The following is a 26,375-nucleotide window of genomic DNA, read 5'->3' on the forward strand; positions in this document are numbered from 1 at the left end:
TATAACTCAGCCCCAAGCTCTACGCGAATAGTATTTTTTATCTTTAAAAGCGCTGCTAACCGCAGCTATTACCAGATACCCCGTAAATAACAGTATCCCGGTATTCATCCCTTCAAATACAATCAAACTGACTGAAGCTACAACACATATCAAAGCCAAACTAAGGGCAATCGTTGTGTTCTGACTGACATAATTCTTACTCATTTTTAGCACTCCCAAAAAATTAATAATAAAGCTTCTGAATTTATTCGGAGCCGAAACTTGGTTAAAAGTTCACAATATATTCACAAATTATTCACATAAAATTTACAAATATTCATCAATTAATTAATTTGATGAATTCTTTTTTGTAAGAAAAATCGTGTCAGGGCTAGAGTCAAGCATTTTTGTTCTTCCAGAGAATCACTCCGATCGCTGTTGGGTGCATTGGATAGCATTCACCGATTTCTCGCTGTACTGCATGGACCTGTTTTGTAGACTGCGATAGTTGCCGCTTCGCGGTTCTTGACCTGGTCAGTGATAACGCAGTGAACACCCTAGCGGGTTACGCTTACGGATTAGCGACAGACTAATGTAGTGATTCGGGTGATGTAGTTGGCGCAAACCACTGCTTGTGACTTCGCACAAAGGTAGCCGGGCGGGATTCGAACCCGCACCTCCCTGCAACAGGGTATCCTACACTAGAACACCGGCCGTAATCCAAAACTCGCTTTCGCCACTTGTTCTTCGAGTCGGACCATCGTTCCAATCTATCAGATAATAGGTAAGCGACAGAGGACTTTCTCAAGATGGTTACGAAATCTTTTAATCTATCTTCGTAGTAGTAGACCACACAAAGTTTGGCATACAAGTCGAATAGACGAAGGTCGAGATAGTTTGCCTTAGATGGTGCTACAAGGGGAAGTCGTCCAATGATCCAATTCTTCAGTTGATCCATCGCCATTTTAGGATCGGAGTCTAGCATCTCTAAGACTGTGCGCTCTATAGCTATTGTTGTAAGGCCCTGCGCGACATTGGAGACTTCATCTATTGAGCGCCGCGAGAAACAAACAAAAGATGATTCGTTGCGCGTGGTTCGCTTAACCGAAATAATGCGACCTGCTATCACCATATGAGACTTCTGTGACCTAGCATTGAACAGAAAACCGTCTCGGATTTTAGATGTAGTTAGCCACTCCGAAGAACGTTTCTTATAAGGACGTGGGTGCAATGAGAGTAGTCTATAGACTGATTGCTTTGTTACTTGAAATGTTGACCGGGCGATTCTTGGTTTAGTTGCGACTGCAATGGCGATACCTAGTCCGCCCGTGATGAGCAGGATTGCGCGACGCCGTGAACGAGAATGTGTATGATCAAGCTCTTCAAGCGAAGGAACGTCTACAAACCATGCAAAAGCGATGCAGCAGGTTGTTATTGCAAGCATGAGGCTGAGTACGAACCAGACGTGACCTTCAAAACTTCGCTCTGACATGAGATCCATGATGTGAGAGTTCAAGTACAATAACCAGAGGCTTGTCGTAGAGAAAAAAAGCAATGCTCCGATAAGTTGAAAGTACTGTCCACGCTTTGTATCTTTTTCGTAAGTTACAAGTGCAATTATTCGAGCGTCATTCAATGGCAAGGCCATGGGACTTAGAGGTCCAGCTAGTGCTTGGTAACGAGAGAGGCCGTGCATGCCAGGGTTCTCTGCGACGTAACTTAATCGGCTGAGCAGCATTTGTCGCAGTGCTCGAAGGTGCAGAAGTACTGCGAGAATGATCGCTTGCAGCGTGAGTGCAGCGTGGATGAGTTTCACCTTTACATTACTTGAACCTGGTATCGGAATTTCTACAACCGCGAGACTCAATGTTGCCAATGCTCTGTCTCTAGTCTCTTCAATCTCCTCTCGACTTTTCTTAAGTGCATCAGATAGACTCTCGGCACGGTCTCGGAGAATAGCGTTGTCAGTTTCTTTTGATTTTGGCAGCTTACTCGGATCGAATCCTTCTAGTCGCAATTCGTCAAGAGTGCTACTCTTCTCACTTCCAAAAGCTTTCGTTTGTATTTTTAGAGTACCAACAATGTGTTCTATCCCCTTTAGATGTGGTCTAAGTGCAGTACTAATCGCAATTGTGGCAAGCAGCATGGGTACAATTACGACCAATGTGCGTGACGTGAGTTGTTTCATAATCTCGCGTGCAAGCGTGAGACTATGATCCCGCTGCGCATCAAGTGGCTCGGTTACCTGTTCTGTGGGGTTAACGTTGTGTGATGACATGAGGGTGTCGGCATGAAGTAGTAGTAATACAGCCAAATACAAACAATACATATGTATAAGACATTTCGCTCAATACTCCAGATAATGCCGTAAAATCCGGTGTTTTATCGATTATCATCATGACCCTGTTTTATGTGATTGAAGAGCCGAAAGAAATGCGACATCACTACCCATCAAAAATTACTACAATCATTATAGTTTAGCTACAGAAAAATAGGTGCTATTGCATTCTCCTCGCTGGATCAATTGATTTGATGATCAAGCTATCAGTTGATACCCGCGTGCAATCGAGATTCCAATGAAAAAACTCCCTCCCGAAGTCATCACCAAACGGCTCGCCCATCTTCCTCTTCCAACGTATGCGGAAGACCTACCGGTCAACGCCCGCCGCGAAGAAATCAAACAAGCGATTGAAAGCCATCAAGTCGTGATCATTTGCGGGGAAACCGGTTCCGGTAAAACTACGCAAATCCCTAAGATCTGTCTGGAACTCAAGCGCGGGGTGCACGGTTTAATCGGCCATACGCAGCCGCGGCGGATTGCGGCGCGGACGGTGGCGGGGCGGATTGCGGCGGAGTTGAACAGTCCTCTGGGGCAGGCGGTCGGTTACAAGGTGCGGTTCGCCGACAAGATTGGCGCGGATAGTTATATCAAACTGATGACGGATGGCATTTTGCTGGCCGAGACGCAAGGCGATCCGCTGTTGCAGGCTTACGATACGTTGATCATAGACGAGGCGCACGAGCGCAGTTTAAATATTGATTTTCTGCTCGGCTACCTCAAGCAATTGCTACCCAAGCGGCCGGATTTAAAAGTGATCGTGACGTCGGCAACCATTGATGCGCAGCGCTTTTCCCGGCATTTCAGCAATGCGCCGGTGGTTGAGGTTAGCGGGCGGTTGTATCCGGTCGAGATCCATTACCGTTCGCCGCTGGCCGATGAGGACGACGATAGCGACGGCGATGCGCAGCGAGCCATCATTCATGCGGCCGATGAGTTGATGGCGCTGGGTTCGGGCGATATTCTGGTGTTTTTACCGGGCGAGCGTGAGATCCGAGAAACCGCCGAAACTTTGCGCAAGCATTCGTTTCACCGTTTTCATTCGAGTATTGAGATCTTGCCGCTGTTTGCCCGCTTGTCGGTCGCCGAGCAGGAGCGGGTATTTCAACCGGACGGCGCGCGCCGTATCGTGCTGGCGACCAACGTGGCGGAAACATCGTTGACTGTGCCGGGAATTCATTATGTGATCGATACCGGTCTGGCACGGATCAACCGTTACAGTTACCGCAACAAGGTCGAGCAATTGCTGGTGGAAAAAATCTCGCGCGCGTCGGCGAATCAGCGGGCGGGGCGTTGCGGCCGGGTGGCGGACGGCGTGTGTATCCGCTTGTATTCCGAACAGGATTTTCAGGGCAGGCCGGAATTTACCGATCCGGAAATTTTGCGCTCTTCCCTGGCGGCGGTAATTTTGCGCATGAAGTCGCTGAAAATCGGCGATGTCGAGGATTTTCCGTTTCTGGAGTCGCCGTCGCCGCGCATGATTGCCGACGGTTATCAGTTGCTGGCGGAACTGGGTGCGGTCGACGACAATCGGCAGTTGACCGAAATCGGCTGGCGGCTGGCCAAATTTCCGATCGATCCGCGCATCGCTCGCATGATTCTGGCGGCGAAACAGGAAAATTGCTTGCACGAAATTCTGATCATCGCATCGGCATTGAGCGTGCAAGATCCACGCGACCGGCCGTTTGAACACCAGGCTGCTGCCGACCAGGCGCACCGGCGCTTTCAGGACGAACGCTCGGATTTTCTGATGTATTTGAAACTGTGGGATTTCTTTGACGATTTGCTGAAGCACAAAAAATCCGGCAAGAAGCTGATGGCGCAATGCCGCGAGTATTTTCTGTCATACCGGCGCTTGCGCGAATGGCGCGAGATTCATGGGCAATTGCACGTGCTGATGACGGAACTGGGTTTTAAGCCGAATGAAATTCCGGCGGGGTACGACGAGATTCACCGCGCGTTGCTGCCCGGTTTGCTCGGTAACGTCGGCTTTAAAACCGAAAATGAAGGGGAATACCTCGGCGCTCGGGGCATCAAGTTTGCGATTTTTCCCGGCTCGGTGCTGAAAAAAGGCAAAGCCAAGTGGGTGGTGGCGGCGGAATTGGTCGAAACTAGCAAGCTCTACGCCCGCTGCGCGGCCAGAATCGAGCCGCAGTGGCTGGAGCGGATCGCCGGGAATTTATGCAAACGGCATTATTTCGACCCGCATTGGGAAAAGAAGCAGGCGCAGGTGATGGCTTATGAGCGCGTCACGTTGTACGGTTTGATCGTCGTTGCGAAACGGCCGGTTCATTACGGCTCGATCAATTCCAAGGAATCGCGCGAGATTTTTATCCGAGCGGCGCTGGTGGCAGGGGAGTATGTGACGCAAGCGCCATTCTTTGTTCACAACCAAACGTTGATTCATGAGATCGAAGAGCTGGAGCATAAAGCGCGGCGGCAGGATGTGTTGGTGGATGAACACGCGATTTTTGCTTTTTACGATGCCATCGTTCCGCAAAACATCACCAATGGCGCAGGATTTGAGAAATGGCGCAAGCTGGCTGAACAGCAAGAACCACACTTATTGTATTTGCAGCGCGAGTTGTTGATGCGTCATCAAGCCGATCACATCACCGAAGTGCAATTTCCGGAAAATTTTCTGCTCGCGGATGGCAGTATTGTGCCGCTCACTTACCGCTTTGATCCCGGCCATGTGCTCGACGGTGTGACCGTTTCCGTGCCACTGCCGCTGTTGAATCGCTTGGATGCCAAGCAGCTGGATTATCTGGTTCCCGGTCTGATCCGGGAAAAAATCACTTGGTATTTGAAAGCGCTGCCGAAGCAGATTCGCCGCATTCTAGTGCCATTGCCGGATTCGGTGACCGGATTCCTGGATAGTCAAGCCCATACTTGGCAGCACGTTTCCTTGCAGGAAGCGTTAGAAAAATTCATTCAAAAGAAAACCACGCTAACGGTTCCTGCAGAAACCTGGCAAACCCATGAGATACCGGCGCATTTGCTGATGAATATCCGGGTGCTGGATGATGCCGGGCAGGAATTGGCGATGAGCCGTAGTCTCGCCGATTTGCAATCGCAGCTGGGTAAAGCCGCGCAAATGACTTTTGTAAAACGCGATGCCGGTCACGCGAACACCGGTATCGAACGCGACCACATCACGCAATGGGATTTTGGCGATTTACCGGCGGAAATAACATTCCAGCGCAATGGTCAAGCGTTGATTGGTTATCCGGCGTTGACCGATCAAACGGAAAGTGCCGCGATCCGTTTGTTCGATACGCGTCAGGCGGCGGACGGCGTAATGCGGTCGGGCGTCAGAAGATTGCTGTGTTTGGCGCTCAAAGATCAGCTCAAGCAACTGGAAAAGAACCTTTCAGGATTAAAACAGGCGAGTATGCAATTGGCCACGCGGATCAATCCGGGCGAATTGAAGCAGGATATGCTCGATGCCATTGTCGACCGCGCTTTACTCAATGACGATCCACTGCCGCGCACGGAAGCCGAATTTACCGCCCACTGTCAACGAGCAAAAGGCCGTCTGCCGGAGGTCACCGCAGCGCTTACCCGGTTGCTGCAACAGATTGGCAGTGACTATCAGATCGTGCTCGGACGATTAGCATCGACGCGAAACGCCCGGATCAAATCCGAATTGGATGAACAGCTTGAAATGCTGATTTACCCCGGCTTTCTCAGTAAAACCGCGTGGCAGCGGTTGCAGCAATTTCCGCGTTATTTGAAAGGAATGGCGCTGCGCCTGGAGAAATTACCGGCTAATCCCGAGCGCGATGAGCGCAACAGCGCCGAAATCGCGCCATTCTGGAAGCAATGCTTGCAACAGCAGGAAAAGCACCGGAAAGCCGGATTGCAGGATCACCGGCTCGATGAATTCCGCTGGCAGATTGAGGAATTACGTATTTCGCTGTTTGCGCAGGAATTGAAAACGCCGTTTCCGGTGTCCGTTAAACGCTTGCAGAAGTTATGGGAAAGTGTGCAAGCATAATCTGCGAAAACAGGTGACGGGCAGCTCCGAAGCTACCGGAGGGAAAAAGTAGCACGGAACTGTTTTGATCATTGCCAGTAATTTTGATTACTTAGTTTATTTTTAGCGCACACGGCAGGAGCTTGTGCCTTCGATGACGATGAATCCGTCAGCATCTTTGATTTGACCGGTTACTTTTCCACCTTGGATGAAAATAGGGCTGATCGCGACAGCACCCGCTGCGATATCACCCTTATCGCTATCGAAATCAAACTCAACTTCGTCGCCCGTACTCGATTTAAGATCAGCGACGGCTTTATTGTCACCCGATTTGACCACTGCCGAGTAACTGCCCGGTGTCAAGTTTCGTCCATCCACCGAAATCGAAGAGCGGTTTGATTTTTTCTCGCATTTGATGCGAATGCCCGCAGCGTTTGCATCAGCCGCAGCGAGTGACGTTGCAAAAAATATTGCGGTTGCACCTAATAGTGTTGAAATTTTTAACATTTTTGTTTTCATTGTTAATCTTCCTTAAGTAAGTTTCATGAAGTTTTGTTTCTCACTCATTGAGTCGAGTTTTTGTGTGTAATAATTTCCCACACGAGAAACATTATACGTGGGAAAATTTTCCGCGTAAATAGATTGTGGGAATTATTTCCACAAAATAGAACTAATTTTTTAAAGAATCGCTGGTCATTGCCCTGTCGAACAATTGGTAAATAGGATGCCGTTGCGGGTGAGTTTTAACGTTTTTTGCGTGACAATGTCAGAGAAAATAACTTGGAAACTGACTGCTCATGCTGTTATTGAGGACTTTGAATGTTACGGAGCCTGAAATAAAAAACGGGAGCCGAGGCTCCCGTTTGAACTAATTGCTGCGAGTATTTTAGTTGCAATCATTAAACTGAATCATTTTTGCGGCGGCGTGACATAAAACCGATCATACCCAGTCCAGCCAGCAACATGGCATAGGTTTCGGGTTCGGGTACGGCTGAAACGCCTTCAACAGTAATGTTGTTTAATCCCCAGCCTTCATCGCCAAGACCTTGTGCGCCTCCGGCATAATCGAATGTCAGCACGTGGTTTCCGGCAGTGAAAGTGACTGGAATGGATACATTCAATAAGCCGCCATTGAAGAAGCCAAAATTGACCGCCGAGTAGGTTGCTCCATTCGGATTGGCGAATACGATATCCGTGCCACCGCCGCCGAGATTGAACGTACCTTGAAACAGCAGGTCGCTATCGTTATATAAGCTGAACGTATCGGTACAGCAATTTGAGCCATCCAAACTCAAGTAGCCTTGAATCTCGAAAGAAATATTGCCCGCACCACTGCCCGACACAAAGCTACGCGTAATACTGCTTGGACTGGAAAGAATGCCGGTCGGAGTCAAATCTTGATAGAGCACGGATGCCGCATGGGTTGATTGCAACGGTGCCAATCCGGTCAAAGTGATAGCTGCAACAGCAATGAAATGAGCAGGTGAAAGATTTTTCGTCATAATAGTCTCCATTTTTGTGTGTATAAGCAGCCAAATCTCTTTCCAATCAGTAGTAAGCTAGCCAGTTTCGAGACAAGTCATTAAAATTTTCGAATAACATTCGTAGCGTCGTTTCTTACTGTCAGATTGAACTTTGACTATTCAATCGAAATTGCACAGTGAAATCATATAATTCACTGATTTGCCAACTATAACCTACTGGTTCGGGGTGATTCCATAGTCTATCGCTCCTGTTTTACTACTGGATAATCTGCGTTTTGTACTAGGGCCTGTTAACACAATCTGATTGCTTCGACGATGAGAGCGAAGTGGATAAAGGAGATGAAGACGACATCGAGCTTATCGAACCTGGAGAAGATGCGGCGAAATCCCTTGAGCCTTCTGAACAATCGTTCGATCTCGTTGCGTTTTTTGTACATGGCACGGTTGTATTCCCAGGGTGACAAGCGATTTGCTTTGGGCGGAACAACCGGGATGTAACCCAAATCTAGTGCCAGTTGCCGGGTTTGGTCGCCCTCATAAGCACGATCCATCAGCAGGTAGGTGGGCGTATTGACGGGACCGAGGGAAAGCAAAAGCTGCCTGCCCTCTGGCGCATCGTGGGCGTGACCGGGCGAGAGGGCAAAGCTTATGGTTGTTCTGGAATCTGCGGCAACCAGATGAATTTTGGTGGTCCATCCACCTCGAGATTTTCCGATGGATTGGGGGCCGTTTTTTTTAACGCACCCGTACCGTCGGGATGGACTTTGATGCTGGTGCTGTCCAGCGAAACAGTTTCAATACGGATACGGATGATTTGCTGATGCTGAAGTTGCCCAAATACATGGCTCAGTACACCACTCTTTGCCCAGCGATTCATGCGGGTATAGATGGTATGCCAGTTGCCGAATCGCTTGGGCAGTCCTCGCCACTTGCAGCCATGCTCGGCAACGTAAAGAATGGCATTGAGAACTTGCAGATTGGAATGGCTGACGTTGCCACGCTGACGCGGCAGGCAGTGCTCGATCTGTTGATATTGAGTTTCGGTGATTTCCATCACCAAATTATATCAAATAGCGTTAACAGGCTCTAGTGCAATCAGTCAAATCTGCTCGCATTCAGCTGTTTTTTGTTTTATGGATGCTGTAGATCCGGATAAAAGCTGTGCGAAATCCGCTCGATATAGGCCACAAGATTTTCTTTGGTTAATGCATGCTCTTTAAGCGGAGATTCGATGGGACAGCCGCTAATATTGATCAGTAGCCCAAAAGCCGATGCATCCAATGTTGTTGGCCGGCCGCCAAAGAAATACGGTTTGTGGCCGAGATATGCCGCCAATGCGTCAATATCCTGTTTGCCCAATGCGAAAATTTCTTCCGTTTGATGTCTCCCCGTGCCATGCCCATGAATCTGCTGCTGAATTTTTTTGCGAGTGTGACTTGCGGCAATATCCCGGACGATGGGCGGTAATGCGCCGAAGATGGCTTGCTTGTTCACTTGCCAATTTTCGTCGGTAAATTGCCAGCGGGAATACAGCGCAACCCAAAATAAATGCTCTTCCAGCAAGCGCTGCAAAGCGGTCGATATGGCTAATTCCTCTGGGGCTAATCCGCTATCCAGATCGTAATAAGTTGATTTCAGATATTCGATGATGAAACGCGAGTCGCCGAGCGTTTTGCCATTGTCGCTGATATAAGGCAATTTCCCTTTCGGCGCACGTAGCGGTAATGCGGGTTTGATTTCATACGCGATACCGGCCATGCGCAAGTAAGTTTCAATCTTGCAGCAAAAAGGGCTCAAATTCGGAATGCCCCAGGTTCGTTCAAATTGATGCAGTTTTAACATATTGATCATCCTCATAGTATTTGTTTATTACTTGCATGTTGCAAGTTACTCTACTCTATAAACTTGTTAATTGCAAGTGAGTGCAGTACATTATCGCTATTGATAGTTTTCGCGATGGAGTGCGGTGATTGATGCCGGATGATTTAAATAAAACAAGCTTTGAGCGATCATGCTGCCCGGTTGCTTGCGCGCTTGATATTCTGGGAGATAAATGGACGCTGCTGATTGTCCGGGATCTGCTGTCAGGGAAAAAGCGCTATCAAGAATTTCTTGCGTCGCCGGAACAAATCGCCACCAATATACTCGCTGACCGGTTAAAGAAATTGGATACTGCCGGAATTATTGCGCAGCATGCGTATCAGCAGAAGCCGGTGCGGTATGAGTACGCGTTAACACAAAAAGGGGAAGATCTGCGGCCGGTGCTAGAAGCTTTAGTCAAATGGGGGAAGGCGTATTATCCCGGGACTATGGTTTTTTAATCCCATTAACCGAATGCAGCCACGGTTGAGAATCGCGATACCGGAATTTAGGACATTACTGTTACTAAACTAGACTCCCCGCCGTTTACAGCGGGGAGTTTGATACTAAGAAATTAAGTACTGTGCTATGTCTTTTCTTCAGGATTTAAAGTGTGTGTTGCGGCGATTTTGCTTTCTAGAATCTGCAGCCGGGACTCCAATCTCGCAACCAGTATTTTGGTTTCGGATGATTCGGCTGGAATTTGCGGCTTAGCGGCCAAAGCATGGCTCTCCAAAGCTTCTACCCGGGTTTCCAGCAGCTCGGGTAAATTCTCCGTTTCGGGTCCGGCCAGATGGGTGAATTCGACACTATCTTCGTACGGTTCGCGCGTGGTTCCGGTTGCTTTAATGATTGCACCGGCAAGTAATCCGCCAGTAATTGCGATGACCAGTGTGATGACGATACCATTGAATTGTGCAATGGCGACATCCGGCACGACCAGGAAAGCACTCAATCCGCCCAGTAACCCTGGCATGCCGTGCAGGTTGTGTACACCGCAGGTATCGACCAGTTTAAAGCGGGATTCGAGCTTGGGTTGCAGAAAAACATAGCCCAGAACGGAGACGATACCGGCCAGCAAACCGATGCCGAAGGCTCCAGTAGGCGAGACGATATTACACACCGAGCCGATGGCAACACCACCCGCCAGCGCGGCATTCGCCATGTCCACCATGGATGTTTTACCGCCGTGCAGTTTGCTACTGAGGAAATAGGTGGCAATGGTTGCACCACACAGTGCCAGCAATGTATTGGCTACGGTTTGCGGCATGTTTTCCAGCGGCACTAACGCGGTGGCAAAACTCGGCCAAAATAACCAAAGTACCATGGAGCCGAGCATCGCAAAACGATCCGATGTGTGATCCGATTCAATCGGCTGGCTGCGCTGATAGGCCGTAGTCAGTACTAGAGACATACTCAATCCGAAATAAGCGCCGAATGCATGAATCACGATGGATCCGGCGGAATCCTGAAAGCCGGTGGTGTAGCCGATGGCATCGTCAAGCACCAGCCATTCGTTGATTAAATAGAGTGGGACCACCAATAAAGCCAGCAAAGCGTATTGAAAAACGCGTAAACGTCCCAGCACCGCGCCCATTGCAATCAATGCGGTGGCAACCGATAACTCCGCATACAGGAGCGCATCGAGCGAATGTGGTGAAAGTTGATGGCCGAAAATACCATTGGCGCGGAATAATATATATAAAGGCAAGCCAACGGCGACAACCAAATATGTGCCTGTTACTGCACCAAATCCATAGCGGCGTACAAAAACCATTAAAAAGCCGAAACCGATCAGCAGCATGGCAAGAATATGGATGATGTAATTATATTGCGCGACTGTGCGCGCTTCACTCAAGGCTGGCGCGGCTTCTGCGCTGACCCAACTACTGAAACTGAGGAGAAACAGACTTATTGCGCCCGGCAATATCAAGCTAAAGCTTTTTTTCATGTGATTCTTCCTTATTCTAGTGATTTCTCGGGTTAATCCTCGACGAGATCCAGAGGAGGGGTGATATATGACATATCCCCACGCAGAGTGTGAGCTTTAATTCCCCTAAAAACAATAGGGGGAAATAAATTTCTGATTTCTAATGGATATGAATTGATGAACGAAGGAAGGACAACAGTGCCCGGGAGGAAATACTAAATTCTGGCAGCTAAAATTTATTTTCTATCAGCGGAAAATGCTTCGATGCATGCCTGCTTTCAGTGCTTGAATGGCATCTTCGGTTGTGCTGACAATTTGTTGATGCGGACAGAAGATATTTTTGGAGAGTTCGCGTTGTGCATAAAATTGACGGACATAATCCAGTTTTTGCCACTCCGACACACGGGGTTTGGTCCAGGTTTTATCATCGCGCCCGAGCGCATAGAGTTTTCTTTCCGAGGTGGCGCAGCGGATGCCTTCGTAGCTGACATTCATGGCGCCCGCCGACGATTTAACTACCAACGTGAAGCGGATAACCTCGTCTTGACCGATTTTGATGGAAGTGGTGTCAACCAAATATTGATTGCTGGTTACTGCACCGGCATCAAAAGCCAGCAGATCCTTTGTCTCCGGATAAGCAGGAAGCTGTGTTATTTGCTCAACCCAAGGCTTGTCACTTTCAAATTCATCCTTGAACGGCGGCTTGGCGCAGGCAAGCAAAAACAAAACACCAATCAGTGGAATAAGCGTTCGTTTCATGCGATGGTTAAATCAGTGAGCAACGAAGCGCGAACATCGGCAGCAACGGCATCGACTGTGGCTTGATAAGCTGGATGATCGACACCCATGCTTATTGCTGCACCTTGCTGAAGTGCTTGAATCATTTCCGGGGTCAGTTCAAAACGCAAAAAATGCACGGATGATGTCTTTTCGCTGTTTTCCCGTTCCAGATCTTCATCCGCGATGGCGAAAACCGGTGCATGTCCGGCAATCTTTACCCAGACCTTGTCTTCGACGCCGACCAAGGTTGCCAGTTTTTCAGCACGTACAGCAGGATCGGGATATTCTATCATCATCGTCGCTTTCCAATTTTGACCGTCCGGAATCAACGGGGTATACGTTTCAAGTTCATGCACGATTTCCGTTTCCTGGAAAATACGCTCGACATGCAGCATCTCTTGGATTTGATAGCGAATGGTCAAAGCATCTTCAAAAATCAGCATGATATTTTCCCCCAGAGGGACTTTACGTGTTTTCTTGTGCGCCATCACTTGTACGCGGAAGTCTTTGCGGATTTTGGCATAAGCTTCCAGCGTCAAGAGGTTCTCGCGAGTGATTGCGGTCGTCATTTGTTTTTCACCTGCTGCAGGGGTTGGGGTAATAGATTGGTCGTCGCTGATCGCTGGTTTATGAGTGCTGTCAGGATCATAAGCCAGACGAAGTAACGTGAGCGGATGCAATTTCTGTGCTTTGCTTTCACCGATGCCTTGTTCAATATGGCGCGCGGCAATCGCGCAATCCGAGCTGATGTAATCCGGATTCGAAGCGGCCATTTGTTTGAAAACCGGACGGCCGATTTTCATCGAATCGGCAAAGTGCTCGCTTTTCACACCCCAGGTACCGTCATGCCCCGAACAGCGTTCAACGGTGTTGACGGTGGTATCCGGAATGAGTTGCAGGATATCTCGAGTCTTTTTCCCGAAATTTTGCACGCGCTGGTGGCAAGGAATATGGTAAGCCACGTTGCCCAGCGGTTTCTTGAAATCTGTCTTAAGTAAATGGTCCTGATTTCTCAAAGCCAAGTATTCAAATGGATCAAACATGGCAGCAGCGACAGCTTGCACGGCTGCATCATGCGGAAACATCAGCGGTAGTTCCTGTTTGTACATCAACGTGCAGGAAGGCACGGCCGAGAGAATGGCATAGCCATCTTGCGCCAGTTTCAGCAAGTGTGGAATATTTTTATTTTTGAGCTTTTCTACGGCATCCAAGTCACCCAGTTCCAGCTTCGGCATGCCGCAACAGGCTTCTTTTTCCACTAAACGCGCTGGAATTTCATTATGTTCCAGTATTTTTAATAAATCGTGGCCGATGCCGGGTTCGTTGTAGTTAACATAGCAGGTGGCATAAATAGCGACTTTGCCGGGCGTGCGCGCACCGTCTTTAACGAGGAAGGTATCGTTTGGTTTCGCGTTCGCGCGAAACTTATCCGCGGTATATTCAGGCAATTTACGGTCGGCATGAATGCCCAGCGTGCTATCCATGATTTTGCGCACAGCCGGTGTATTATTCATGGCATTGACGGCTTGCACCACCACGGGAATCGTCGCCAGTTTGCCCATTAAATCCGTGCTGGACAGCAATTTGTCGCGAAAACCGGCACCCTGGTTTTTATATTTAACTGCTTTGGCGCGCAGCATCAGATGCGGAAAGTCAATGTTCCATTCATGCGGCGGCACATAAGGGCATTTGGTCATGAAACACATGTCGCACAGATAGCAGCGATCGACAACTTCCCAAAACTGTTGTTTATTAACACTATCCAATTCCCCGCTCGCGCTTTCGTCAATCAGGTCGAACAAGCGTGGGAATGCCGTGCAGAGATTGACACAGCGGCGGCAGCCGTGGCAAATGTCGAAAACACGCTCCATTTCCTGATTTAAACTGGTTTCGTTATAGAAATCGAGATTCTTCCAGTCGATAGGATGACGTTTCGGTGCTTCGAGACTGCCTTCACGAGTAGCCATAGCGGGATATCAGCGTATACAAAGTTTTAGTTCAGACTTGCGGCTGCGGGGTTGGCCGGATAACCGGAAAACCCCGCAGAAATTTTGGAATCAGCGCAATAATCGCGGCGCGATAAAATTAATCGGCCAGACTATCCAGTGCGCGCTGGAAACGGTTGGCGTGCGAGCGTTCCGCTTTAGCCAGCGTTTCAAACCAATCGGCGATTTCGTCGAAGCCTTCGTCGCGCGCGGTTTTTGCCATGCCGGGATACATATCGGTGTATTCGTGTGTTTCACCGGCGATGGCGGTTTTCAGGTTGTCGCGGGAAGAGCCGAAAGGCAATCCGGTAGCCGGGTCGCCACAACTTTCCAGATGTTCCAGGTGGCCATGTGCATGACCGGTTTCGCCTTCGGCGGTAGAACGGAAAACCGCAGCCACATCGTTTTGTCCTTCCACGTCAGCTTTTGCTGCGAAGTATAAATACCGGCGATTGGCTTGAGATTCACCGGCGAAAGCGGCTTTCAGATTTCCTTCGGTTTTTGATCCTTTCAATTCCATCATGCTCTCCTTTTTAGATTGATGAATTTTTATAGTTCATAGAGATGAAAAAAATGTATTTTCGTGTCGCGTAAAACTGAGACTGGCTGAGAAACGGGGACGTAAAGTGATGGTTGTGCATCTTGCCAACGTTTCCTTCAGCTTAATCAGCGCATGGCGAGTGCGTAAAAATACAAAATCCAATCCGTGCGTGGAGACTATCGAAGGGCTTATGGATTGTCAACTATCTACGATGGCGAGAGTGAGAAACAGTGCAATTCCGCCGTGGATGGAGAAAAGATTTGCAGTGTGAATTCTTGTAGAATAAGCATTCCGGTAACTCAGAATGTATTGCCGCCGCTTGCGCCCGGTTCTGTGCGTTTTATGTTTTCTTTCTTTGAGTTGGCTTCCTGAGTTTAATTACTGCATCGATTTACGCACGCTATGCCATCACTTCCTTACTGGCGCCTGTCCGGTTTTTATTTTTTTTACTTTGCTTTCATTGGTGCATTCTCGCCGTATTGGAGTTTGTATTTGCAGTCGCTGTCGTTTAATGCATTGCAGATTGGTGTGTTGATGTCATTGCTGCTGGTTGCGCGGATTTTTTCACCGGCAGTTTGGGGATGGCTGGCGGATCATACCGGTAAGCGCGTGCGCGTTGTACAGGTGGCAGCGGTCAGTGGTTGTTTGAGTTTCTGCGGTTTCTTTGCAGGCGAATCCTTTGCTTGGATATTTTTTGTCATGCTGCTAATGAGTTTCTTTTGGAGCGCTTCGCTGCCATTGATGGAAGCTATTACGCTCTCACATTTGGAAAATTATACCGACAAGTATGGGCGAATCCGTTCCTGGGGGTCGGTGGGCTTCGTTTTGGCGGTGGTCGGTATTGGTTATTTGCTCGAAAATGTGGAGATTGTCTGGTTACTCTGGGCTGTGCTGGGACTCAAGCTGGGTATCGTGATTTTTTCTTATCACATCCCTGAAAAAGAAATCATGCGTCATGCCGCCGGACTGCATTCGGTCCGGCAGATTTGCCTGCGTCCGGAAGTCATGGCGTTTTTGCTTTCCAGCTTGCTGATGTTGTTCGCGCATGGCGCTTACTATACGTTTTTCTCCATTTATCTGGTGGAGCATGGGTATGAGAAAGGATTTGTCGGGTGGCTATGGGCGATCGGGGTGATTTGTGAGATTGGTATTTTCTTCATCATGCCTTGGTTGATGCGGTATTTTCGTTTAAAAGCCATTCTGATTTTTAGCTTCGCCTGCGCCATGCTCCGTTTTGTGCTACTGGGAGAATATGTCGAATGGCCAATTGTTATCGTTTTTGCGCAAATTCTGCATGCGGCCACTTATGGCACACATCATATTGCCGCCATGATGGTTGTTCATCAATTCTTTCAGGGGCGGCATCAAGCGAAAGGGCAAGCGATCTATACCAGTACGGCGTATGGCGTGGGCGGTGCATTGGGCGCGGTATTTAGCGGTTATACCTGGGATTGGCTAGGTGCGGAGATTACTTTTTTCATCAGTGCGGCGGCGGCATCCGGCGGCTTAATCCTAATCGCCTGGAAAATGAAATCATTCAATCAGTAATGCAAGCGCGTGTTAGGTTTGTTGAATCTGTAAACTTTATGGGATAATCGCGCGTTAACGATTTTTAAATTTTACCCGGCCCGATGCAAACGCTATACGACAAACTTTGGAATCAACATGTGGTGCATACTGAATCGGATGATCCGAACAGTATGGCATTGATCTATATTGACCGTCACCTGGTGCATGAAGTAACCAGTCCGCAAGCATTCGAGAGCTTGAAATTGGCAGGAAGAAAACCTTGGCGTCTTAATTCCATTCTTGCCGTGGCGGATCATAATGTGCCGACCACGGATCGCAGCCACGGCATTCATGACCCCATTTCGCGTTTACAAGTGGATACGCTGGATCAAAATTGCGATGAGCTGGGCATTACCGAATTCAAGATGAATGACTTGCGTCAGGGCATCGTCCATGTCATCGGTCCGGAACAGGGTGCGACATTGCCTGGCATGACGGTTGTGTGCGGGGACTCGCATACCAGCACGCATGGTGCATTCGGTTGCTTGGCGTTCGGTATCGGTACATCGGAAGTCGAGCATGTATTGGCGACGCAGTGTTTGTTGATGAAAAAATCCAAAGCCATGCGCATTGCCGTGGAAGGTAAATTGGGATTTGGCGTTACTGCCAAAGATATTGCTTTGGCCATCATTGGTGAGATCGGTACCGCAGGCGGTACTGGTTATGCGATTGAATTTTCCGGCAGTGCGATTCGCGCGTTATCGATGGAAGGCCGTATGACGCTGTGTAATATGGCCATTGAAGCCGGTGCGCGCGCCGGGATGGTCGCGGTTGACGATACCACGATTAATTACATTAAAGGACGGCCTTTTGCACCGCAGGGCGAGCTGTGGGATAGCGCAGCTGCTTATTGGCGCACACTCTTTAGCGACGAGGATGCGGTTTTTGACCGTACCGTGACTTTGGATGCCGAGCGGATTAAACCGCAAGTAACGTGGGGGACTTCGCCTGAAATGGTGACAACGATTGATGGCGCTGTGCCTGATCCTGCGTTGATTGATGATGAAGTCAAACGCCACGATATGCAGCAAGCGCTGAACTACATGGGATTGCCAGCCAATTTGCCCATTACGCAGATTACACTGGATAAAATTTTCATCGGCTCGTGCACGAATTCGCGCATTGAAGATTTGCGTGCGGCGGCGCATATCGTCAAAGGAAAACACATTGCCGCCAATATTAAACAGGCGCTGGTCGTTCCAGGTTCCGGATTGGTCAAGAAACAAGCCGAACAAGAAGGATTGGATAAAGTTTTTGTCGCGGCTGGTTTTGAGTGGCGTGAACCCGGCTGTTCCATGTGTTTGGCGATGAACGATGACCGGCTGACCGCAGGTGAACGGTGCGCCTCGACTTCCAATCGGAATTTTGAAGGACGGCAAGGCCCAGGCGGAAGAACGCATCTGGTTAGCCCTATGATGGCCGCAGCGGCTGCAATTGCCGGGCATTTTGTCGACGTGCGTGAATTCAATCAATAGATTACGGGTTGCAGTAACTGCTAATACAAATCAATGGAAAAATTTCATACTTTTACCGGCTTGGTGGCACCATTGGATCGTGCCAATGTCGATACCGATGCCATCATACCGAAGCAATTTCTTAAATCGATCAAACGCTCCGGTTTTGGTCAGAACTTGTTTGATGAATGGCGTTATCTCGATCACGGAGAACCGGGAATGGACGTGACGCAGCGCCAGCCGAATCCCGAGTTTGTGCTGAATCAAGCACGCTATCAAAGGGCGCAGATACTGCTGACGCGAGCCAATTTTGGTTGCGGATCGAGCCGCGAACACGCGCCTTGGTCGCTTCAGGATTATGGTTTTCGCGTCATCATCGCACCCAGTTTTGCCGATATCTTTTTTAACAACTGCTTTAAGATAGGTTTGCTGCCGGTTGTGCTTGACGCAGCACAAATGGATCGTTTGTTTGAAGAAGTCAAAGCAACAGATGGGTATCGCTTGACGGTAGATCTTCAGAAACAAACGGTGATCACACCGCAGAACACAGAATTTAAATTTGAAGTTGATGCTTTTCGTAAACACTGCTTGCTCAATGGGTTGGATGAAATTGGCCTCACCTTGCAACAGGCTGAGAAAATTAAACAATTTGAACAAAAACGGCGTAATGAACAGCCTTGGTTGTTTGTATAAAGATCACCACTAAAAATAAAATATGATGAAAATTGCTGTTCTAGCAGGCGATGGAATTGGACCTGAAATCATCGCACAAGCCGTGCGTGTACTGGATGCTTTAAAAACGGATGGCTTGGCTATCGAGCTGGAGTACGGCTTGATCGGCGGCTGCGCGGTTGATGCGATGGGAGAGCCCTATCCGGCCGCGACGCATCGATTGGCCAGTCAAGCGGATGCTGTGTTACTCGGTGCTGTCGGCGGGCCGAAATACGATGCACTACCGCGGCATCAACGCCCGGAAAGAGGGCTGCTCGCCATTCGGAAAGAATTGAATTTATTTGCCAATCTGCGCCCGGCGATACTCTATCCCGAACTGGCCAATGCTTCCAGTTTGAAGTATGACGTGGTTGCGGGCCTCGATATCATGATCGTGCGCGAATTGACGGGAGATATCTATTTTGGCGAGCCGCGCGGAATTGAGACGCGAGACGGACAACGTGTCGGATTTAACACAATGATTTACAGTGAATCCGAAATACGGCGCATTGCGCACGTTGCTTTTCAGGCTGCGGCTAAACGGCAGGGAAAATTGTGCTCCGTGGATAAAATGAACGTGCTGGAGTGTACGCAGCTGTGGCGCGATGTGGTTATCGAAGTGGCAAAAGAATATCCGCAAGTCACGCTGTCTCATATGCTGGTGGATAATGCCGCGATGCAGCTGGTGCGCAATCCGAAACAATTCGATGTCATCGTTACCGGAAACATGTTCGGCGATATATTGTCCGATGAAGCCTCGATGCTAACGGGATCCATCGGCATGTTGCCTTCCGCTTCGCTGGATGAAAATAACAAAGGTTTGTACGAACCGATTCATGGTTCGGCACCGGATATTGCCGGAAAGGATCTGGCGAATCCGTTGGCGACGATACTGTCGGCGGCCATGATGTTGCGCTACACATTTAACCAGGAGGAAGCCGCGCAGCGCATCGAGAATGCCGTCAAAAAAGTTTTGGCAGCGGGCTACCGTACAAAAGATATCGATGAGTCTGGAATGAAAACGGTCGGCACTCAGGCGATGGGTGACGCGGTGTTGTCCGCGATGTGAAAGCGCTTTGGTAGCGGATCAATGTACGAATGATTGAATTGGCGGTGTATTGGCGCATTACTCATTGGTTATCGATTTGTAATGTAAGCTAATATTTAAAAAGTATTTTTATTTGATTAACCGGTTGTCAATTTTAAGGTAAGAGAAAAGCAATGAAACAAGTGGGTTTTGTTGGTTGGCGTGGCATGGTGGGTTCCGTCTTGATGCAAAGAATGCGGGAAGAAAAAGATTTTTCTCTGATTGATCCTGTTTTTTTCACGACTTCACAAAGAGGCGGCACAGGTCCTGAAATTGGCAAGGAAACGCCGCCATTGAAAGATGCTTTCGATCTTGATCAACTGAGTGCAATGGATATCATCATTTCCTGCCAAGGTGGAGATTACACCAATCAGGTTTTCAAACAATTACGCCAATCCGGCTGGCAAGGCTATTGGATCGATGCCGCTTCCGCATTACGCATGGAAAAAGATGCCGTGATCATCCTGGATCCGGTCAATAAACCGGTCATTGAACAAGCGCTGCATGACGGCGTGAAAAACTATATCGGTGGTAATTGCACGGTCAGCTTGATGCTCATGGCGGTTGGCGGCCTGTTTGAAAAAGGCATGGTGGAATGGATGAGCGCCATGACGTATCAGGCGGCATCGGGCGCCGGCGCTAAAAATATGCGCGAATTGCTGCAACAAATGGGTGAAGCACATCGCGTAGCCAAGGATTTATTGAACGATCCCGCTTCCAGCATTCTGGAAATTGATCGCGAAGTCGCCGGCACATTGCGCGATAAAAAATTCCCCACGGAAAATTTTGGTGTGCCGCTGGCGGGCAGTCTGATTCCTTGGATCGATAAAGAAGTGGCCAATGGGCAAAGCCGGGAAGAATGGAAAGGACAGGCGGAAACTAACAAGATTCTCGGAAGCAGCGACCAGCAAATACCTGTCGATGGCATCTGCGTGCGCGTCGGTGCCATGCGCTGCCATAGTCAGGCGCTCACCATCAAACTAAAACAAGATGTGCCCTTGGATGAAATCGAGGAAATTATCGCTCAATCCAATGATTGGGTGCAGGTTGTTCCTAACGAAAGAGAAGCAACCACGTCCAGATTAACGCCGACTGCCGTAACAGGCTCCTTATCGATACCAGTGGGGCGGTTACGTAAGTTAGCGATGGGTAAAGAATATTTATCCGTTTTCACCGTCGGCGATCAATTATTATGGGGCGCGGCGGAACCGCTGCGAAGAATGCTGCGCATACTGATTCAGCATTGAAATTCTCATTTCTTCACACTTTAGGTACATTTTAACAATTATAGGTCTGTTTTATATGAATTAGCCTGTAATTTGAGGCATAATCTTAGCTTACATGATTGCGTCACAATGTTAGCCTTTCGATATCTTTTTTCAAAAAAACTAGAGAGGGTACTTCGGTGTATAAAACATCTTTCAGAGTAAGCTTGCTTGTAATCGTTTTGATGTTGCCATGGGCTGTTGTTCAAGCCGCAGGACTTGGTAAGCTGACACTCAATTCCGCTTTGGGACAACCGCTTGCCGCTGAAATCGAGATTGTCACTACCAGCAGCGATGATGTGGCATCTCTAAAAGCCAGTGTCGCCACTCGGGAGGCGTTTGCACAAGCCGGTATCAACTATGAGTCAGTGCTATCGGCTGTTAAAGCTTCGGTAGAATTACGGTCGAACGGCAATCCCTATATCAAGCTGACCTCTCCGCAAGCTGTCAACGATCCCTTTTTGATGATATTGATGGAGCTAAGCTGGTCTTCAGGACGGATATTACGTGAGTATACGGTTCTGCTTGATCCGGTTGAGACCAATACGCAGAATCTTGCGGCAGCCAGCACCAGTTCTACTCCGGCGATAGTGACAACACGCCTGGATGAGGAAAGAACATCCAATGCTGAAAAAGATAACCAAGCTGCAAATTCATCACCCAAGCGGAAAAATAATGCTACAGCGCAAACGAAAAAATCCTACGGACCGGTAAAACGCGGGGATACCTTATCATCCATAGCGCGTCAGGTGTTACCAGCCGGTGTCGATCTGAATCAAATGCTGGTGGCGCTCTATCATGCAAACCGGGATGCCTTTATTGCAGACAACATGAATCTGCTCAAGGCTGGTGCAGTGCTGAAAATACCCGAGAAGAATGAAGTTGCATCGATTGATACAACAACCGCAAAAGCAGAAATTAAAATGCAGACTGCGGATTGGCGCAGTTATCGAGGAAAACTGGCGGATATCAGCCGAGAATCGACGGCATCCCGTACGATCAGCCAATCGGATCAAGGTCAGATTACAACCACTCTCGATAAGAAATCCGCTGCAACACCAAGCGTATCCAAAGAGGTTCTGAAACTATCCAGCGGTGCTCAATTGCCGGATAAGGACGGTAAGACTCCTGACGCAAATCTTGTCGATCGTCTACGTATGATGGAGGAAGATGCCATCGCACGAAACCTGGCCTTGAAGGAAGCGAATGAACGTGTCGCGATGCTGGAAAAAAGCATTGATAATCTTAAGCAACTGTTAGAGCTGAAGGATTCCGTTCTGGCTCAGGCTCAACTCAAAGCGGAACCGGCTCCCAAAACTACTGTTAAACCGGAAGTCCAGACTGCGCCTGCAGTAGACGCAGCAGCTGAAAAAGGTCCGAAGCTGCAACCTGAATCCGCAGTAGTACAAGAGATTCCGGCCGTTCAACCGGTGCCAGAAGCAGCAAAGACTGCGCCATTGACTCCATTACCCTTGCCGCCAGAAGACGCTGAGGGGCAGTCCTGGGTCGATCTGTTATTCAATTACATCGAATATATTGCTGCTGCATCGGTGCTGGGGTTGTCGCTGATTCTGCTGATTATTAAGAGACGCCGCAACCAATTGGAAGAAGTCAGTGACGAGGAGGAAGACAAGAAAGAGAATTTCTCCTCCGCCATGCGATCGCGTATGGCAACAATGACTGCCGCTCAGGCAGCAACGGATGCAGCAGCAGATGTGCCTGCCGCAGAGCGTGAAGAAGATGATTTAACGTATCAGAATATTAATGCTGCTTCCGAGGATGAAGAATTCGATAAGGATGCTCAGTATTACGAAGACAATGTCGCGCAATATGATACTGTTTCAGAATCACAAGTTGACGATGAACAATCCGCCAATGAGTTGCAGCAGCATGAGCAGCCCATTGATGAAAATGGGCAGGATAATTTTGCGGAAGAGTATGGTCAAGCCGCTGACTCCGCTCAGGATTCGACCAGTCCGGTCAATCAGATTGATTTCGATTTAAGTGATGAGGCTGTTGATGCTAAGCATCAAGTGGCTGCAAATCAATCATTGATTGGCGATGAAGCTGGATTATCGAACGCTGCAGAAGACTTGAAAACGCCTGAGAGCGCTTCAGATTATGCATTGGAAATTAATTTTGACGATTCGGAAAAATCTCTCGATACTCTCAATTTAAATGACAATGCTTCAGACGATGAAAAATTGGATTTTGATTTAGGCGATGCGGATATTGATTTTACTGAGGATAAAACAGTGAATGAAATCGAAGTGCCTGCACTCGATGACGAATCAATAGCGATTGACAGCAGTGAGAAATTCTCTGGATTAGATGAACCCTTGGAATTTGAGTCATCGCTGGATGTTGCGCATGAAGCCATTGAGCCGGAATTGGAATCTAACATGCCCGACTTAGCTGGTATAGATTTGAATCTTGAAGATTCCGTCCAAGAGAGCGAAAAAGATGAGAATCCTGACTCGGGTGAAAAGAGCGAGCAATGGCAGGAAGTGGAAACCAAGCTCGATTTGGCAAAAGCTTATCAAGAAATGGACGATAAGGAAGGCGCCAAAGAAATGCTGGAGGAAGTCATCCGTGATGGCGACGAGAAGCAGAAAAAAGCCGCAAAGAAAATGCTGAAAAGCTTGTAAAAATTGCTTCTTAATGCACCTTGCACCCAATCAATCAGTATGGCAATTCTAGTTTGTGCGGATAGCGCTGGTTTTAGAGTATGACGGCAGCCGTTATTGCGGATGGCAAAGTCAACCGCAAGGCTGCTCGATTCAGGATACGCTTGAGATAACCCTATCCAAGATCGCACAGGAAAAAATTCGTATCATCACTGCGGGCCGTACCGATACCGGCGTGCATGCGCTTTATCAAGTGGTGCACTTTGATACATCAGCGCAGCGCCCGGTCAGTGCATGGGTACGCGGTGTCAATGCGCTCTTGCCCAACGATATTGCCATTCTATGGGCAGCAGAAGTATCTGGCGAGTTCCACGCAAGATATAGCGCTGTAGAGCGGCGCTATATCTATTTGTTATTAAATCAACCGGTTCGTCCCGGCCTCAATAACAATAAGGTGGGATGGTATCATCATCCGCTGCAATTGGAGCAAATGCAAAGCGCGGGCGCTATTCTGGTGGGTGAGCATGATTTCTCCGCATTCCGGGCGGCGGAGTGCCAAGCGAAATCCCCGGTACGGACAATCACTCGGCTAACTGTTTCCCGCCAAGGGGATTTATTTGTTTTTGAACTATGTGCGAATGCATTTTTGCATCATATGGTGAGAAATATTATCGGTTGCCTTGTTTATATCGGGAAAGGCAAGTATTCTGTTGATTGGATGCGTACGTTGCTGGACAGCCGTAACCGGACATATGCGGCGCCGACATTTTCTCCTGCAGGATTGTATCTGACCGGTGTGAAATACGACGCTGACTGGGGTATGCCGGAGTTTTCCCAGCTCCCGGTCATTCCGGGGTTATCGATACATAATTAAGTGACACACAAGACAATATAGATTTCCATGTCAGTGCGCGTAAAAGTATGCGGAATCACCCGTAGTGAAGACGCAATTGCAGCAGTTCAGTGTGGTGTTGATGCCATCGGTTTTGTTTTCTGGCCACACAGCGCGCGTTATATTGATCCCGAATTCGCGCAGCGGATTGCCGAAGTGATTCCCCCTTTCATCTGCACGGTCGGTGTCTATGTCAATCCGGATGCGGCATGGGTCGTAGAAACCGCTCGAGCTGCCAAACTCAATCTACTGCAATTTCATGGTGATGAATCGCCGGAATTCTGCAATCAGTTTCCTCAGCCTTATATTAAAGCGATTCGAGTCAAACCGGACACAGATTTGCTACAATATGCCCAACGTTACGGGGCAGCAAAAGGATTATTACTCGATACTTATGCTGCGGATATGCCCGGAGGTACTGGACACGCTTTTGATTGGCAACTCATTCCACAGCAATTGTCTCTACCGCTCATTCTTTCCGGTGGCTTAAATCCAGATAATGTGGCAAGAGCGATCAAACAAACCCAACCCTGGGCGGTTGATGTCTCAAGTGGTGTGGAAGCCTCAAAGGGTATCAAGGACAAGAAGAAAATTATTGCTTTCATGCAAGGAGTTAAACAATTGTGAGTGCTTATGATCTGCCGAATAAAGAAGGCCATTTTGGTCCCTATGGCGGCATATTTGTCGCTGAAACGTTAATTTCAGCTTTGGAAGATTTGCGCAAGCAATATGAATTTTATCGCGACGATCCCGAGTTTAAAGCAGAATTTGCTTATGAATTAAAACATTATGTCGGGCGTCCTAGTCCTATTTATCACGCCAAAAGATGGTCGGAGCATTTAGGGGGTGCGCAGATTCTATTAAAACGGGAAGATTTAAACCATACCGGCGCGCACAAAATCAACAATACCATAGGACAAGCTTTACTGGCTAAGCGCATGGGGAAAAAGCGCATCATCGCGGAAACCGGCGCGGGCCAGCATGGCGTGGCAAGTGCTACAGTAGCGGCGCGTTATGGCATGGAATGCGTGGTTTACATGGGATCCGAGGATGTGAAACGGCAGGCCACCAATGTGTATCGCATGAAATTGCTCGGTGCCACCGTAGTACCGGTCGAATCCGGGTCACGAACTTTAAAAGATGCGTTGAATGAAGCGATGCGCGATTGGGTCACCAATGTTGAAAATACTTTCTATATCATCGGCACTGTGGCAGGGCCGCACCCGTATCCGATGATGGTCAGGGATTTTCAAGCGGTGATTGGAGATGAAGCCAAAGTGCAGATGCTGGAAGATTATAACCGGCAGCCGGATGCGTTGATTGCATGTGTCGGTGGCGGATCGAATGCAATCGGCTTATTCTACCCCTATATCGATGATGCCAATGTCCGTTTGATCGGTGTGGAAGCAGCGGGAAAAGGCATTGATACAAACCAGCACGCAGCGACTTTATCCACGGGTAAACCCGGTGTATTGCATGGGAACCGCACTTATCTGATCCAAGACGAAAATGGCCAGATTATTGAGACCCATTCCATTTCTGCCGGTCTTGATTATCCCGGCGTGGGACCGGAGCATGCCTGGCTCAAGGATTGCGGCCGTGCTGAATATGTCGCGATCACTGATGATGAAGCATTGGAAGCATTTCATACACTGTGCCGGTATGAAGGTATTATGCCGGCATTGGAGTCAAGCCATGCGCTGGCTTACGCTGCCAAATATGCGCCTACTTTACCCAAGGACAAACTGCTGCTGGTGAATTTATCCGGACGAGGTGACAAGGATATGGCAACGGTTGCGCAAATGTCCGGTTTAACGCTGTAATGAGTGAGTAACAGTATTTTGCAGTTTTCTGAGAAGAATTGAGAGCGGATGAACACATGAGCTTTATAAAG

General features: G+C 48.6%; 20 protein-coding genes and 1 tRNA gene. 11 read left to right on the forward strand and 10 right to left on the reverse strand.

Annotated elements, in window-relative coordinates:
* Nucleotides 1–6: 6 nt before the first annotated feature.
* Together R2083_RS06520 and R2083_RS06525 are read right to left on the reverse strand one after the other, a co-directional pair.
* Nucleotides 7–204: a hypothetical protein gene (locus R2083_RS06520; RefSeq protein ID WP_317537929.1), complete on the reverse strand. Its 198-nt coding sequence runs from the start codon at nucleotides 202–204 to the stop codon at nucleotides 7–9.
* A 425-nt stretch (nucleotides 205–629) separates the two neighbouring features.
* A tRNA-OTHER gene (locus R2083_RS06525) sits at nucleotides 630–695 on the reverse strand.
* Between the two features lie 1,860 nt (nucleotides 696–2,555).
* Here R2083_RS06525 and hrpA point away from each other — a divergent pair.
* Complete coding sequence (hrpA, locus tag R2083_RS06530; RefSeq protein ID WP_317537930.1) at nucleotides 2,556–6,317, forward strand: ATP-dependent RNA helicase HrpA; 3,762 nt, start codon at nucleotides 2,556–2,558, stop codon at nucleotides 6,315–6,317.
* 102 nt (nucleotides 6,318–6,419) lie between these two features.
* On the opposite strand, the gene R2083_RS06535 is transcribed toward hrpA, so the two are convergent.
* The 4 genes from R2083_RS06535 to R2083_RS06550 form a co-directional block, all read right to left on the reverse strand.
* The gene (locus R2083_RS06535) at nucleotides 6,420–6,815 is read right to left on the reverse strand and encodes a hypothetical protein (protein ID WP_317530830.1); all 396 of its coding nucleotides are present in this window, start codon (nucleotides 6,813–6,815) and stop codon (nucleotides 6,420–6,422) included.
* A 380-nt stretch (nucleotides 6,816–7,195) separates the two neighbouring features.
* The gene (locus R2083_RS06540) at nucleotides 7,196–7,798 is read right to left on the reverse strand and encodes a PEP-CTERM sorting domain-containing protein (RefSeq protein ID WP_317537931.1); all 603 of its coding nucleotides are present in this window, start codon (nucleotides 7,796–7,798) and stop codon (nucleotides 7,196–7,198) included.
* 272 nt (nucleotides 7,799–8,070) lie between these two features.
* Nucleotides 8,071–8,834 (reverse strand): IS5 family transposase gene (locus R2083_RS06545; RefSeq protein ID WP_317530936.1). Its coding sequence is split into 2 segments (ribosomal slippage): nucleotides 8,071–8,519 and nucleotides 8,519–8,834, totalling 765 coding nucleotides; the frame shifts between segments, so codons are not numbered across the junction.
* A gap of 77 nt (nucleotides 8,835–8,911) precedes the next feature.
* Nucleotides 8,912–9,622, reverse strand: a complete 711-nt coding sequence (locus R2083_RS06550; RefSeq protein WP_317530828.1) for a glutathione S-transferase family protein — start codon at nucleotides 9,620–9,622, stop codon at nucleotides 8,912–8,914.
* Between the two features lie 131 nt (nucleotides 9,623–9,753).
* Between R2083_RS06550 and R2083_RS06555 the strand changes: the two genes are divergently transcribed.
* Nucleotides 9,754–10,101, forward strand: coding sequence for a helix-turn-helix domain-containing protein (locus R2083_RS06555; protein WP_317537932.1), 348 nt, complete (start codon nucleotides 9,754–9,756; stop codon nucleotides 10,099–10,101).
* A 125-nt stretch (nucleotides 10,102–10,226) separates the two neighbouring features.
* Here R2083_RS06555 and R2083_RS06560 read toward each other — a convergent pair whose 3' ends face one another.
* The 4 genes from R2083_RS06560 to R2083_RS06575 form a co-directional block, all read right to left on the reverse strand.
* Nucleotides 10,227–11,591, reverse strand: coding sequence for an ammonium transporter (locus R2083_RS06560; protein ID WP_317537933.1), 1,365 nt, complete (start codon nucleotides 11,589–11,591; stop codon nucleotides 10,227–10,229).
* A gap of 225 nt (nucleotides 11,592–11,816) precedes the next feature.
* Nucleotides 11,817–12,329: a CNP1-like family protein gene (locus R2083_RS06565; RefSeq protein ID WP_317537934.1), complete on the reverse strand. Its 513-nt coding sequence runs from the start codon at nucleotides 12,327–12,329 to the stop codon at nucleotides 11,817–11,819.
* Nucleotides 12,326–14,317: a DUF3501 family protein gene (locus R2083_RS06570; protein ID WP_317537935.1), complete on the reverse strand. Its 1,992-nt coding sequence runs from the start codon at nucleotides 14,315–14,317 to the stop codon at nucleotides 12,326–12,328. The genes R2083_RS06565 and R2083_RS06570 overlap by 4 nt, the downstream gene beginning before the upstream one ends.
* A gap of 118 nt (nucleotides 14,318–14,435) precedes the next feature.
* Entirely contained in the window at nucleotides 14,436–14,855 is a 420-nt protein-coding gene (locus R2083_RS06575) for a rubrerythrin family protein (RefSeq protein ID WP_108698921.1), read from the reverse strand.
* Nucleotides 14,856–15,278: 423 nt separating this feature from the next.
* Between R2083_RS06575 and R2083_RS06580 the strand changes: the two genes are divergently transcribed.
* From R2083_RS06580 to trpB, 9 genes are all read left to right on the forward strand, one after another.
* On the forward strand, nucleotides 15,279–16,424 hold the full coding sequence (locus tag R2083_RS06580; RefSeq protein WP_317537936.1) for an MFS transporter: 1,146 nt from the start codon (nucleotides 15,279–15,281) through the stop codon (nucleotides 16,422–16,424).
* Nucleotides 16,425–16,507: 83 nt separating this feature from the next.
* Complete coding sequence (gene leuC, locus R2083_RS06585; RefSeq protein ID WP_317537937.1) at nucleotides 16,508–17,920, forward strand: 3-isopropylmalate dehydratase large subunit; 1,413 nt, start codon at nucleotides 16,508–16,510, stop codon at nucleotides 17,918–17,920.
* Nucleotides 17,921–17,953: 33 nt separating this feature from the next.
* Nucleotides 17,954–18,592: a 3-isopropylmalate dehydratase small subunit gene (gene leuD, locus R2083_RS06590; RefSeq protein ID WP_317537938.1), complete on the forward strand. Its 639-nt coding sequence runs from the start codon at nucleotides 17,954–17,956 to the stop codon at nucleotides 18,590–18,592.
* A gap of 25 nt (nucleotides 18,593–18,617) precedes the next feature.
* Nucleotides 18,618–19,679 carry a 3-isopropylmalate dehydrogenase gene (leuB, locus tag R2083_RS06595; protein WP_317538981.1) on the forward strand — a complete coding sequence of 354 codons (1,062 nt, stop codon included), beginning with the start codon at nucleotides 18,618–18,620 and terminating at the stop codon, nucleotides 19,677–19,679.
* A 152-nt stretch (nucleotides 19,680–19,831) separates the two neighbouring features.
* On the forward strand, nucleotides 19,832–20,944 hold the full coding sequence (gene asd, locus R2083_RS06600) for an aspartate-semialdehyde dehydrogenase (protein ID WP_317530819.1): 1,113 nt from the start codon (nucleotides 19,832–19,834) through the stop codon (nucleotides 20,942–20,944).
* Nucleotides 20,945–21,129: 185 nt separating this feature from the next.
* A complete protein-coding gene (locus tag R2083_RS06605; protein ID WP_317537939.1) occupies nucleotides 21,130–23,610 on the forward strand; it encodes a FimV/HubP family polar landmark protein in 2,481 nt (826 codons plus the stop codon).
* A gap of 55 nt (nucleotides 23,611–23,665) precedes the next feature.
* Nucleotides 23,666–24,463: a tRNA pseudouridine(38-40) synthase TruA gene (truA, locus tag R2083_RS06610; protein WP_317537940.1), complete on the forward strand. Its 798-nt coding sequence runs from the start codon at nucleotides 23,666–23,668 to the stop codon at nucleotides 24,461–24,463.
* Between the two features lie 27 nt (nucleotides 24,464–24,490).
* Nucleotides 24,491–25,108 carry a phosphoribosylanthranilate isomerase gene (locus R2083_RS06615; RefSeq protein WP_317537941.1) on the forward strand — a complete coding sequence of 206 codons (618 nt, stop codon included), beginning with the start codon at nucleotides 24,491–24,493 and terminating at the stop codon, nucleotides 25,106–25,108.
* Entirely contained in the window at nucleotides 25,105–26,304 is a 1,200-nt protein-coding gene (trpB, locus tag R2083_RS06620; protein ID WP_317537942.1) for a tryptophan synthase subunit beta, read from the forward strand. The genes R2083_RS06615 and trpB overlap by 4 nt, the downstream gene beginning before the upstream one ends.
* Nucleotides 26,305–26,375 lie beyond the last annotated feature (71 nt).

Origin of the sequence: Nitrosomonas sp. Is35 (assembly GCF_033063295.1) — a bacterium.
Classification (GTDB): domain Bacteria; phylum Pseudomonadota; class Gammaproteobacteria; order Burkholderiales; family Nitrosomonadaceae; genus Nitrosomonas.